This is a genomic window from Bradyrhizobium sp. 2TAF24, from assembly GCF_052115025.1.
Classification (GTDB): domain Bacteria; phylum Pseudomonadota; class Alphaproteobacteria; order Rhizobiales; family Xanthobacteraceae; genus Bradyrhizobium_A.
The window spans coordinates 21,743-33,970 of the sequence record NZ_JBFRFW010000013.1 but is presented as its reverse complement, the minus strand read 5'-3'; the positions used below and the strand labels follow the sequence as shown (position 1 = coordinate 33,970).

General features: G+C 67.7%; 13 protein-coding genes. 3 read left to right on the top strand and 10 right to left on the bottom strand.

Annotation, left to right across the window (positions count from 1 at the left end; all coding sequences use genetic code 11):
• Positions 1 to 20 precede the first annotated feature (20 nt).
• The 5 genes from fliR to flgB form a co-directional block, all read right to left on the bottom strand.
• Positions 21 to 785: a flagellar biosynthetic protein FliR gene (gene fliR, locus AB4Z37_RS20085; RefSeq protein ID WP_441518515.1), complete on the bottom strand. Its 765-nt coding sequence runs from the start codon at positions 783 to 785 to the stop codon at positions 21 to 23.
• A gap of 55 nt (positions 786 to 840) precedes the next feature.
• Entirely contained in the window at positions 841 to 1,104 is a 264-nt protein-coding gene (fliQ, locus tag AB4Z37_RS20080) for a flagellar biosynthesis protein FliQ (protein ID WP_441518514.1), read from the bottom strand.
• 117 nt (positions 1,105 to 1,221) lie between these two features.
• Entirely contained in the window at positions 1,222 to 1,545 is a 324-nt protein-coding gene (fliE, locus tag AB4Z37_RS20075; RefSeq protein WP_441518513.1) for a flagellar hook-basal body complex protein FliE, read from the bottom strand.
• 14 nt (positions 1,546 to 1,559) lie between these two features.
• Positions 1,560 to 1,982, bottom strand: coding sequence for a flagellar basal body rod protein FlgC (gene flgC, locus AB4Z37_RS20070; protein ID WP_441518512.1), 423 nt, complete (start codon positions 1,980 to 1,982; stop codon positions 1,560 to 1,562).
• Positions 1,983 to 2,013: 31 nt separating this feature from the next.
• Entirely contained in the window at positions 2,014 to 2,409 is a 396-nt protein-coding gene (gene flgB / locus AB4Z37_RS20065) for a flagellar basal body rod protein FlgB (protein ID WP_441518511.1), read from the bottom strand.
• Positions 2,410 to 2,819: 410 nt separating this feature from the next.
• Here flgB and AB4Z37_RS20060 point away from each other — a divergent pair, with 410 nt between their 5' ends.
• Positions 2,820 to 4,022: a flagellar biosynthetic protein FliO gene (locus tag AB4Z37_RS20060; RefSeq protein WP_441518510.1), complete on the top strand. Its 1,203-nt coding sequence runs from the start codon at positions 2,820 to 2,822 to the stop codon at positions 4,020 to 4,022.
• The gene (gene fliP, locus AB4Z37_RS20055) at positions 4,019 to 4,780 is read left to right on the top strand and encodes a flagellar type III secretion system pore protein FliP (RefSeq protein ID WP_441518509.1); all 762 of its coding nucleotides are present in this window, start codon (positions 4,019 to 4,021) and stop codon (positions 4,778 to 4,780) included. Before AB4Z37_RS20060 ends, fliP begins: the two co-directional genes overlap by 4 nt.
• A 249-nt stretch (positions 4,781 to 5,029) precedes the next feature.
• On the opposite strand, the gene AB4Z37_RS20050 is transcribed toward fliP, so the two are convergent.
• From AB4Z37_RS20050 to fliL, 5 genes are all read right to left on the bottom strand, one after another.
• The gene (locus AB4Z37_RS20050; RefSeq protein ID WP_441518508.1) at positions 5,030 to 8,683 is read right to left on the bottom strand and encodes a tetratricopeptide repeat protein; all 3,654 of its coding nucleotides are present in this window, start codon (positions 8,681 to 8,683) and stop codon (positions 5,030 to 5,032) included.
• A 217-nt stretch (positions 8,684 to 8,900) separates the two neighbouring features.
• Complete coding sequence (locus AB4Z37_RS20045) at positions 8,901 to 9,746, bottom strand: MotE family protein (RefSeq protein WP_441518507.1); 846 nt, start codon at positions 9,744 to 9,746, stop codon at positions 8,901 to 8,903.
• Entirely contained in the window at positions 9,743 to 10,207 is a 465-nt protein-coding gene (locus tag AB4Z37_RS20040) for a DUF6468 domain-containing protein (protein ID WP_441518506.1), read from the bottom strand. Before AB4Z37_RS20040 ends, AB4Z37_RS20045 begins: the two co-directional genes overlap by 4 nt.
• Entirely contained in the window at positions 10,204 to 11,397 is a 1,194-nt protein-coding gene (gene fliM, locus AB4Z37_RS20035; RefSeq protein ID WP_441518505.1) for a flagellar motor switch protein FliM, read from the bottom strand. Before fliM ends, AB4Z37_RS20040 begins: the two co-directional genes overlap by 4 nt.
• A gap of 19 nt (positions 11,398 to 11,416) precedes the next feature.
• Positions 11,417 to 11,908: a flagellar basal body-associated protein FliL gene (fliL, locus tag AB4Z37_RS20030; protein ID WP_441518504.1), complete on the bottom strand. Its 492-nt coding sequence runs from the start codon at positions 11,906 to 11,908 to the stop codon at positions 11,417 to 11,419.
• 34 nt (positions 11,909 to 11,942) lie between these two features.
• On the opposite strand from fliL, the gene AB4Z37_RS20025 reads away from it, so the two are divergent.
• A complete protein-coding gene (locus AB4Z37_RS20025) occupies positions 11,943 to 12,140 on the top strand; it encodes a hypothetical protein (protein ID WP_441518503.1) in 198 nt (65 codons plus the stop codon).
• Positions 12,141 to 12,228: the final 88 nt, after the last annotated feature.

Below are 12,228 nucleotides of genomic sequence, written 5' to 3'. Positions count from 1 at the left end.
CGCTCCGAAGATCACACAGGTCAGGGCGACAGCTGATGGAGCACGCCGCCGAAATAATCGAGGAAGGTGGTCATCATGGTGGCGATCACCATGATCAGGATCACGAAGCCGGCCATGATCGACAGCGGCACGCCGACGAAATAGACCTGCATCTGCGGCATCATGCGCGCCAGGAGACCGAGCCCGACGTTGAACACCAGGCCGAACACGATGAACGGCGACGCCAGCTGGATGCCGATCTTGAAGGCGGTGGTGAACGCCTGCGTCGCCAGCGCGGCGATATCGCCGCTCGGGATCAGCTCGCCCGGCGCAAACGCCTTGTAGCTCGCGCTCAGCGCTCCGATCACGAGGTGATGGGTGTCGGTCGCGAACAGCAGCGCCATCCCGAGGATGGAGAGGAAGTTGCCGACGAGCGCCCCCTGTGCGCCCTGCGTCGGATCGATCGAGGTGACGAAGCCGAGACCAAGCTGCTGGGCGATCACCGAGCCCGCCACCGACAGCGCCGCCAGCGTCACCCGCGCGGTGGCGCCGAGCACGACGCCGACAAGGATCTCCTGCAGCATCAGCACCAGCATCGGCGTCAGCGACGTCATGTCGACATGGTAGGCCGCGCGATGCAGCGGCATGATGATCATCGTCAGCATCAAGGCGATCGACAGCTTGACGCGGACCGGAATGTTGGTTTCGCCGAATCCCGGCAGCAGCATCACCATCGCGCCGATGCGCGCGAACGCCAGCATGAAGGCTGCGGCGAGAGCGGGCAGCAGCGAGATGTCGATGCGCATCCAGTGTCCCGGCTCTAACCAGGCTCCGTGGCGGGGTGATCGCCACCATTGTGCGTCATCCCCCGATGATTCGCGACGAAATCCGCATCATATGGCTGTGCAGCGCGTCCGCCATGAACGGCAGCACCAGCAGCATGGTGAGGAAGATCGCGAGGATCTTCGGCACGAACACCAGCGTCTGCTCCTGGATCTGGGTCAGCGCCTGCACCAGCGAGATCGCCACGCCGACCACGAGGCCGACCACCATGAGCGGCGACGACACGATGACGATCGTCCACACCGCGTCGCGCGCCACATCAAGCACTTCAGGACCAGTCATTGCACTCCCCTACCCCAACACACCCCAGAACCACCCGACTTCCCCTCGTCTCCCGCCTGGCAGGTCCGCCGTGCAGCGAGCTGCAAACCGTGCGAACCTCGGCTTCGGGACACCCGATCAGATCGCCATCTTCATGATGTCTTCGTAGGACTGGATCACCCGGTCGCGCACCGACACCAGCGTCGACACGGCGACATCGGTTTCCGCCACCGCGGTGACGACATCCATCACGTTGGCCTTGCCGGTCGCCATCTGCACCGTCTGCGCGTCCGACTTGCGGCCGGCGTCCATCACGCTGGAGAGCGTATCCTTCAGCAGCGCCCCGAACGACGGCCCGGTCGCGTCGGCGCCGGTCTGCGACGACTTGCCGGCATTGCCGGCCGCCTCCATCATGCGGGCGAGGCTGGAATAGGCGTTGGCGGCAGCGGTTGGCGAAGCCATGACGAATCTCCCGATCAGGCCTTGAGGATGTCGAGCGTGCGCTGGATCATCCGGCGCGTCGCGGTGATGATGTTGACGTTGGCCTCGTAGGACCGCTGCGCATCGCGCATGTCGGTCATTTCGACCACCGAGTTGACGTTGGGGTACTTGACGTTGCCGCTGGCGTCGGCGGCGGGATGGCCCGGCTCGTACTTGATGCGGAACGCGGACTGGTCGGGCTTCACCCGTCCCAGCGAGACGACGCGGGCGTCGAGGGTACGGTCGAGCTCCGAGGAGAAGGTCGGCACCTTGCGGCGATAGGGATCGCCGCCTGCCGTCTGCGCCGTCGAATCGGCGTTGGCGATGTTTTCCGACAGCACCCGCATGCGGCCGGCCTGCGCACGCAGGCCCGACGTCGCAATGTTCATTGCCCTCAGAAAGTCAGATCCGTCGGCCATGGCGATCCCTCATCCCGCGCGCTGGCGCGCGTCAGCGTTTCCCGATTGCGGTCTTCAACAGCGCAAGGCTGCGGCTGTAGAGCGAGGTCGCGGCCGCAAAATCCATCTGATTGGCGGCGGACTTCTGCATCTCGTCCTCGAGGCTCACGGCGTTGCCGGCAGGACGGGTTTCGTAGCCGCCTTTGTTGTTGGAGGTGAAACGGTCGACCCCGCCGCTCGACGACAGATGCGCCGGACTGGTGCGCATCATTGACAGTCCCGCCGGGGTGGCGCTGAGCGGACGGAAGTCCGGTTCCACCAGATCCCGCGGCTTAAAGTTGGGCGTATCGGAGTTGGCGATGTTCTCAGCCAGCACCCGCTGGCGTTCCTGATGCCACTGCATCCGGGTGCGCAGGGCCGTCAGTGCTGGAATATCGGTGATCGGCATGGTCCGCCTCGCCCTCCGCCGGGCGCCACGCCCGCTCGAGGTGGGCAGAATTTGCCGCCTGTATGGTTAATAAAGAGTTAAGAGCCGTTTGGCTCATTTTTGCCATTAATTCGCCGTTAACCACCCAAGCCATTGAAATTCCGGCACCTCAACGTCCGGAGGGGCTCGGCACGCGTGGATGGGGATCGCGGATCGCGGCAAATCTTGCCGCCCGGCGTTAACCGCCAGAACGGGACATTTTTATCAACAAACAGAACCATTAACGAACAGAGCGGGTCTTCGGGATTCGGCAGCCGCGCTGCAGTAATGTTCAGGAAACGGTAGGACGCGCGATCGAGCACGTTTTTCCTGAGCCGCAGCATTCGCCGAATCTGCTGGTTGAAGTACACTCTGTTTGGTGGGGACCAAACATGTCGCAACTGCTGACAATCATTCTGATCTTTTTTGCCGTGCTGGCGCTCGTCGGCCTGGCGTTCTGGCTGACCCGCTTCAACCGGAACCGGCTCGGCGCCGGTGCCAACCGTGGGCGGATGCCGCGCCTTGCGATCATCGATGCGATGTCGATCGACACCCGCCGCAAGCTCGTCCTGGTCCGCCGCGACAACGTCGAGCATCTGCTGATGATCGGCGGCCCCGGCGATCTGGTGATCGAGCCGAACATCGTGCGGGCGATGCCCCAGCGCGACCAGATGCCGGCCCGCGGCCCGGTGGGCGCGGACCTGCCGCCGCGTGTCGCCCCGCTCCCCGATGCGCCGAACTGGTCCGACCAGCTCGACACGGAATCCGAGGAACCAGCGTTGCTGGAACCGCCGCCGCCAGCGCGGCCGGCTCGCCCGTCCTTCGCCGAGGAAGTCCGTCGTGCGGCGCCGGCTGCCGAGCGGCGCCCCGATCCGCTGGCGGCGATCGCCGCGGAGCTGCCGCCGCCGCCCCTGCCGCGCCGCTCCGCGCGCACGGTGGATCCGGTGCTGCCGCGCAGCGAACCGCCGCTTCCCCGCAGCGAACCACCGATGCCCCCGATGCCCCGCGGCGAGCCACCGATGCCGCGCGGCGAGCCCGTGCTGTCCCGCGCCGAATCGGTCATTCCCCGTGCCGAGCCGGCGATGCCGCGCGGCGACATCACCATGCCGCGCAGCGAGCCGGCCATGCCGCGGGCCGAAGCGCCGATGGCGCGCAGCGAGCCGACGATGCCGCGCAGCGAGCCGGCGATCCCGCGCAGCTCCGCCGCGATCGAGCCCGTCGCCAAGGCGCCGGCGCCCCGCATCGAGCGCGAGCGGCCCGTGCCGCCGGTGCTCCCGCCGGCACCGCCCCCGCCGTCGTCTCCGGCCACGCTGTCCGCTGCCGATCAGAATCTCGCGGAAATGGCGCAGCGGCTGGAAGCCGCGCTGCGCAAGCCCGCCGGCGATCCCGTCATTCCTGACCGCGCCCCGCCGGTCGCTCCGGAACCGCCCAGCCGCCCGGCGTCCCGCTCCGCCGACAGTGTCGGTGCGCCTCCGCCGCCGCGCAGCGAGAACGCCGCGCCGCCGGTCGCGCCGCCGATGCCGAAGTCTTCCGCATTCGAGAACCTCGAAGACGAGATGGCGAGCCTGCTCGGCCGTCCGAAGTCGCCGACGTGAGGCTCGCCGGCGTCCCGCGTAGAGTATTTTTTCTCCTCCTCATTGCCCTGATCACGGCCGGTTCATGGATCGAACCGGCCGCGGCCCAGGACATCAGCATCAACCTCGGCCAGGGCAATGGCGGCGTCACCGAGCGCGCCATCCAGCTCATCGCGCTGTTGACGGTGCTGTCGATCGCACCGTCGGTGCTGATCATGATGACGTCGTTCACGCGCATCGTGGTCGTGCTGTCGCTGCTGCGCACCGCGCTCGGCACCGCGACCGCGCCGCCGAACTCGGTGATCATCGCGCTCGCGCTGTTTCTCACCGCCTTCGTGATGGGACCGGCGCTGCAGAAGTCCTACGACGACGGCATCAAGCCGCTGATCGCCAACCAGATCAGCGTCGAGGAAGCGCTGCAGCGCGCCTCGGTGCCGCTGCGCAGCTTCATGCAGAAGAACGTCCGCGAGAAGGACCTCAAGCTGTTCATGGACCTGTCCGGCGAGCCGCCTGCGCCGGGCCCGGAGCAGATGTCGCTGCGCATCCTGGTCCCCGCCTTCATGATCTCAGAGCTGAAGCGCGCGTTCGAGATCGGCTTCCTGCTGTTCCTGCCGTTCCTGATCATCGACCTCGTCGTCGCCTCGGTGCTGATGTCGATGGGCATGATGATGCTGCCGCCGGTGGTGGTGTCGCTGCCGTTCAAACTGATCTTCTTCGTGCTGGTGGACGGCTGGTCGCTGGTCGCCGGCTCGCTGGTGCAGAGCTACGGCGGCGGTTAGCGCTTGATGAGATGTGATCCGTCACCCCGAGAGGCAGACTGGAAAAGGGATGCGCGATCCGTCTTCAACGGATCGCTAGGACGAAGGTCTCCCGGCCACCTCGCTTAGCGACGCGGTGCCCTCCTTGTCGGGGTCGCCGGGACAAGCCCGGCGACGACGAACAATAAGGTCAGGGCTTTCCAGTCAGACTGTCAGGATGACGGATCGACTCGGGCTCTTCGCTCTTCGCCAGCTCCACTCGCGCTTCCGTCAGCGCGCGGCGTTGGCGCTCTTGACGCCGCCGATCTTCGGCAGCTTGCCGGTGGACGCCGGTTCCGCCGGCGCGGCGTTGGCGGCCGGCGGCTGGGTGACAGGGGCCCTGGCAACCGTCGCATCAGGGAAACGGAACTTCATCTCCCGCAGGAAGCCGTCGAGGGTGTCGACGGCGGCGGCCATCTTGGCGATCTCGGCGAACTCGGCGCTGCTCGCGACCGCGGGCTGGCTGGCGATATCGAACGCCACGCGGTCGGCGCCCTCGCTCATCTTCGGCCCGTATTTCTCGCGAAACCGGGCAAGCCCAAGGGCGTCTTCGGCGAGCGCATAGCCGATCGCGGCGCGGATGACGTCGCCCTTCTCCGCCGCGCTCAGCGGCTGGAAATCCTTCCAGCGATCACCGTAGTACAGTTCGATCTGCTCGGCGGACTCGCGCCAGCGCCGCGCCGCCCAGAAGATGTCGGAGCGCAGCCGCGTCACCTCGCGGCCGCCGAGATTGGAGACGATGTCGAGCGCGAGATCGTGCCGGCCGATGTCGCTCTGCGCCCGCGCCTCCAGCAGCATGCGCTGCTGGCGCAGTTCGCCGGCGAGGTCGGCGAGCCGCGTCGCGCGCAGCACGCTGGCGGCGCGGTCGGGCTTGCGGTTCATCAGGTAGATGGTGGCAAGGCGCGCCGCGACCTGGGCGCGCGCGGCGCCTTCCAGGCGATGATCGACCTGATACTGCAGCAGGTCCGCCGCTTGGTCGAGCAGGTCGACCGCCGCCAGCCGCTCCGCCAGTCGGCGGATCATCTCGTCGCCGCGGCGGCCGATCGGCGTCAGCTCGCGGTAGTCATAGAACATGCCGAGCGCCTGGATCGGCGGCAGCGTATCGCCCTTTTCGCCGAGATAGAGCTGTGCGAACAGCGCCGAGGTTTCGTCCTGGGTCTCGCGCGACACATCGGAATTGGGCGACAGGCGCGTGGCGAGCCGCGCCGCCGCAAACGAATCCATGTAGCGGCCTCGCGCGGCATAGATGCGGGCGAGCTGCTGCAACGCCTCGAGCTCGATATCGTCGCCGCGCCAGGTCACAGCCAGCGTCTCCAGCCCTGCCAGCGCGTCCTCCGGGCTGATGTCGCCGCGTTTCTGGCGCAGCGCGATCTCGCGCAGCCGCGCTTCCGACGCCGAGGCGCGATCGTCCGATGCCATCACGTCGCGGTAGCCGGCGAGCGCATCCTTCTCGCGCCCCATCGCCTCGCCGATCTCGGCGCGCATCAGCATCACCGCGGGCTTCAACCGGTCGGGAATGCCGATGAGGTCGATGTCGTTGCTGCGGGCGGAGGCGCCGGCATAATCCTTGACCTCGAGGGAGGCGCGCATCGCCGCCATCAGCACCTCGCGCTGCAGGTCCTTCGGCAGCGCCGCGATGGTGAACTCGGCGTTCTTGAACTTCTCGCGCGCCTCCGGCCATTTTTCCTGGCGCGCGGCAGCAAGCCCCTTCCACAGCTGCAGATCGTAGCCGTTGCTGATCACCGGGTTGGCGAGATCCTTCAGCCCGGCGGCGGGACGGTTGCCGAGGATGTTGGCGATGGCGCGGATGATCAGCGCGGTGGCGTCCTCGGTGCCGGGCTTGGCCTTGGCGAGCACCAGGTCCATCACGCCCTTGGCCTCGGCATAGAAGCCGCGCGCCAGATAGAAGCGGGCGAAGTCGAGGTTGGCGGCGAGCTTGTCGTCACCGCTCGCCTGCCCGGCGGCGGCGACCAGCACGTCGTAGCGCTTGTTGAACACCGCCTCACGGTTCTCGTCCCATTCGGCGATATCGAACAGCGGCTTGGGACCGGCGCCGAGCCGTTGCGCCGGCGCCAGCGCCGCCGACGACAGCGTCAGCCCGCCGGGCCGGGTGAGCACCACGCGATCGGTCGAGGCGGTGACCGAGAGATCGTCGGCATTGGACTGCACCACCACGCCGTGCACCGATTCCAGCAGCGAGAATTCCACGAAGTCCTGCCGCTTGACGAAGCCGCGCGCCGGCAGCGGCGCGGTGACCACGGTCAGGGCGTCGCCGGCGTCGGGATCGGCGAGGCGATGCACGGTCGCCGGCCCCGCCATCATCACCGCGACATGGGCCCGGGCAGGATCGGCAATGTTGCGGGTGGCGGTGAGCGGCTGCGACGGCGCCTCCACGGTGTCGGCGAAGGTCAGCACCAGCGCGCCGTTGTCCCCGGTCAGCGAGGCCAGTTGCGGACGGCCGAGCCGGATCCGGATGGCCTGGCCCTTGTCGAGCCGCTGGGCGGAGACGTCACCGATCAGCGAACCGCCGTCCCGGCGGATCGCCTCGGTGTTGATCGTCCTGATATCGTCGAGCACCAGCCACACCGTCTCGCCGCGGCGGAACACCGCGGCCGGCATCGCGGCACCGAGCGGGAACGTCAGCCGCAGCCCGTCGCTGTTGCGCGCCGCCTGCACCTTGATGCCGTCGTCGCGTGCGGGAGCGGCCTGCGGCTGCGGTGCACTGGTTGGCGGCGCCGACGGCGCCTCCGCGGCGGCAGGCGGGCGCGGCGCGGACATCGCCGGCTCCTGGGCGGGGGCCTCCTTCGCCGGCGGTTCTTTCGCGGGCGGCGGCGCGGCAGGCGCGTCCGCGGGCGGCGCCGCGGCGGCCTTGATCTCGTCCATGATCTGGACCGGCGGCGGCTCGGCCGGAGCTGCGGCCACCGGTGCGGCTGCCGGGATCGACGCAGGTGCTGCCGGCTTCGGCGGTACCGAGGCGGCGGCCTTCGCCTCCCTCACGTCATTGTGGGAGTCCTTGGCATGGGCGTCCCTGCCGGTATCTTTCCCGGTGTCCTTCGCAGCGTCTTTGGCCTCCGCCACGGGCAGCAGCGGCGCCGCCGGCTTGCCCGCCTGCTCGGCGCCGATATCGATGACGTAGTTGGCGTCCTCGCGGAACGAATGCACGCTGACGTCGCCCAGTGTCGCGAACGACACCACCGCGCCGTCTCCTTCCGTGCGCTGCTCGATGCCGGAGATGTTTGATGGCGCGACCAGCTTGGCGTCCGCGAGGTCGAAGGTCAGTGCCTGGGAGAACACCAGCGACAGTTTTTTGTCTTCCAGCGCCGACGACACGCCGATGCCCGGCGGCAGCTCGAACACGAAGCGGACGAAGGTCGGCTGCACCGAGGCCCGCACCCGCACCGGTGGCCGCTTCCTGGCCTCCTGGGCGATCTTCTGCTGGCGCAGCTGACGCTCGGCGACCCGCGCGCGCTCGGCAAGCTCGCGCACCACATCCTGCGGCAGCGGCGGCGGCAGGCCCTTCCAGCCGTCCGGCAGCAGATCGACGAAGAAGCGCTCGCCGGCGGTCATCGCATTGACGGTAACCTTGCGCGACAGTGCGAGGCGGATCGCCATGCCGTCGGGATCGCGCCGCGCCATGCCGACATAGTCGGGCACGGCATCGGCGAGCTTGTCGACGGGAACGTCCACCGGACGCTTGAAGCGGATGACCAGGATCGAGCCTGCGGTCACCACCTCCGGCTCGACATCCTCGTCGAGCTTGAGGATCAGGCGGGCATAGCCGCCGCCAGCCGAGAACGACGCGTTGCCCTTCACCGGCACCACGGGGGACTGCGCCTCGGTCAGGGAGGGCGGCGCCGCCCCTGCCTGGGCTGGAACCAGCAGCACGGACACGACGCCAAGGCCGCACAGCGCGCGCGTCCATGCGCCTGCCCGCGGCCCGCTCCGTCCGGCCTTCGTCTCAGCCCTGCCCACGTGTCTCGGCCCAATTTCGCGGGCCGCCGGCTGCGACCCATCTCTGACGCGACCGACTCTAGAGTCCCCCGTTTAAGGAGCTATTAAGCAAGCCCGCCGGCTCCGGAGATGGCGCCGCGGTCGCCCCGCCTCAGTTCGCGTCCGGCGGCGGGCGGCCCTCGATCTTGGGCAGGTCGTTGGCGGAGGCGGTCTTGTCGCCGCCGGCGCGGCGGGCGAGCTCGACGGTGAGGCGCTCGGCGGCGTCGGGCTGCATCAGACCGACGATGTCGGAGAGCTTGCGCGGCGCGATCTGCGAGGCGACCTCGATCAGTACCGACATGTCGAGGCGGTCGAAGATCTTGGCCGCGTCCTTGGGCTTCATCGCCTCGTACATGGTGACGATGCCCTTGAAGCGGGCGGCGTCGGCCTCGGACTTCTGCTCCTTGGCGACCCCGATGCGAGCCTCCACCGACTTCATCTCCTCGACCTTGCTCTCGATGCGCTTCTCGGCCGCCTTCAGCAGGTTCTCGCGGATGTCGATCTCGCGGGCGCGCGCCTCGAGCTCCTGGCGCCGCTCCTGCAGGCGCTCGAGGATCGCCCGCTCGGACGGCGACACGGCGCGTGCGTCGGGATTGATCACAGTCGGCTGCGGCATCGGCGTCTCGGCCGGCTTGCCACCGTCCTTGGACGCTTCCTTTGAGGATTCTTTGGAGGCTTCCTTGCCGGCGTCCTTGTGCTCGGGCTTGTCGTCCTTCTTGTCTTCCTTCTTGGCCGATACCGAGCCGGTGATCTCGACCGGATCGATCGGGGGGCGCGCGCGGCCGGTGGGGAAGTTGAACATCTCCTGCGCCCACGACGGCCGGTCGGCGACCGCGATTTCGCGGTCGTTGAAGATGTAGCCGCCATCCAGCACCAGCCCCAGCGTCTTCAGCGTCACCAGGCCGATGATCGCCGCCAGCACGAGGGGGATGACACGGAAGTTGCCGGCTTTCTTCATGCGGCAAGACCCGCCGTGCGCTTGCGTTCAGCGAAGGCCTGCGCGGCGGCGACGATCGCCTGCGGCGAGGTCGGCGGCGCGGACACCGCGACCGGAGCCGCGGCGGCAGGCTGCGCGGCCGGCGTCTCGCGCGGCCGGCCGGCGGAGACGATGCGCGACAGGCGGCGCAGCAGGTCGTCGCCCTCGAGCAGCCGCTTGTCGAGATCGGCCACCGCGTCGGTCGCGGCATCGAGCCGGCCGCCGAGATTCTCGTTGCATTCGCGCACTGTCAGCTTGAGGCCCCCGATCGCGCGTTCGGCGATCTCGGTCGCGGTGATCAGCTCGGCGATGGTGGCCTTGAGCGACTGCTCGTCCGCCTTCAGCCGCTTGAGGCGGCTGTTGAGCAGCATGCAGTAGCCGATCGTCGCGACCAGCAGCATCGCCACCAGTGTCTCGATGATCATCCCCATGGAATGGTTCATTGTGCCTCCATCATCTTGGTCTGCTCGTCGGCCTTCTCGAACATGGCGAGCGTCATATGCGGCTTGCGCAGCGGCTTGGTCACGCGGATCGCGACGCGATCCCCCACCCGTCCCATCCGCCCCTCGGTCAGGGTGACGTTGCCGCAGCGCACCGACACCATCGCATCGGCGCGGATATCGAGCGGCAGAGTGTCACCGACCTTGAGCTGCATCAGCTGGCGCAGCGGAATCTCCGACTCATAGAGCACGGCATCGACCGCAATCTGCGCGCGCGTGATCTCGGTGGCAAGATGGCCTTCCCAGATCGGATCGCGGCCGAACTTTTCACCCATGAACATCTGCAACAGCACGTCGCGGATCGGTTCGATGGTGGCGTAGGGCAGCAGCAGCTCGACATTGCCGCCGCGGTCTTCCATGTCGACGCGCAGGCGCACCAGGATGGCGGCGTTGGCCGGCCGGCTGATGGCGGCGAAGCGCGGGTTGGTCTCGAGGCGGTCGATGGTCAGCGTCACCGGCGACAGCGGCCGGAACGCCTGCTCGGCATCCGCCAGCACCACCTCGACGAGGCGCTTGACGAGGTTGGTCTCGATCGTGGTGTAGGGCCGGCCCTCGATGCGCAGCGAGGTGGTGCCGCGCCGGCCGCCCAGCAGCACGTCGATCATCGAATAGATCAGGCTCGAATCGACGGTGGCGAGCCCGAAGTTCTCCCACTCCTCGGCCTTGAACACCGCGAGCACCGCCGGCAGCGGGATCGAATTCATATAGTCGCCGAACCGCACCGAGGTGATGCGGTCGAGCGAGACCTCGACGTTGTCGGAGGTGAAGTTGCGCAGCGACGTGGTCATCAGCCGGACCAGCCGATCGAACACGATTTCGAGCATCGGCAGACGCTCGTAGGAAACCATCGCCGAATCGATGATCGAGCGGATGCCGGAATTGTCGTCGAGAGTAACCTCCCCGACGCTGAAGCCGAGCAGGTTGTCGATCTCCTCCTGGGAGAGCACCCGCTCGCCGGCGCTGGCGGACAGCCCGCGGCTGCTCTCGTCGACCATGGCGGCCCACTGCTCCGCCATCGCCTCCGTGAGCTCATTGGCCGCTGCTTCCGCGGCAGCGGCTTCCGGATCCTCCGAATCCAGCGCCGCGCCCCATTCGGCGGCTAGTGCATCCTGATCGACATCGCCCGGCGCCACGATTCCCCGCTCCGCTGCGTCACTGCACGATAATTTCTTTGAACAGCACGGCGTTGACCTGCGCCGGCTGGATCGCGGCGTTGACCCGCCGCGTCAGCTCTTCCTTGAGGCGGAACATGCCGGCCGACCCGCTGAGGTCGCTCGCCCGCAGCTCGCGCATGTAGGTCTGGAAGATGTCCTGCACCCGCGGCATCGCCGGCTGGATCTGCGCCACCACCGGCTGGTCCTTGACCTCGAGCGCGATCTTGACCTTGAGATACTGCACCCGCTCGCCCGGCAGGCTGGAGAGGTTGACCAGCACCTCGGGCACATCGACGAACACCGGCGGCTTCGGCGCAGGCGCCGCTTCGGCGTGCTTCTCCTCGGCCTTCGGGCGCATGAAGAGGAAGTAGCCGGCCGCGCCGCCGCTCAGCAGGACGAACACGCCGACAACAGCGACGATGAGCTTGAACTTGCTCTTCGGCGTGGCGGAGCCTTCGCCGGCACCATCCTCTGGTTGATCATCTGCCATCGCCTGCCCCGCTCCTGTCCCGGGAGTGAGCTCGATGCTGCCGAACAGGCTGGAAATACGCGAAACAAAGGCCGCCGGCGCCCCAAGCGCCCTGACGACAACACTAGGTTTACAATGGTTAACAGAATCTTTCTTTCGGCCCGCAGCTAGGAAAATTCTGCCGGCAATTATGGTCAACAAGACCTTTCTTGCCGCCCGCCCAGGCACCATCCTCGCGCGCAAGGCATTGTAAAAACTAAAATTTCAGCTCTGGCACGAGTCTCGCTTTGAAAGACGGCGAGCCGAAGGTTTGGGAGAACCCGACAGCTCAGCGGAGCGGC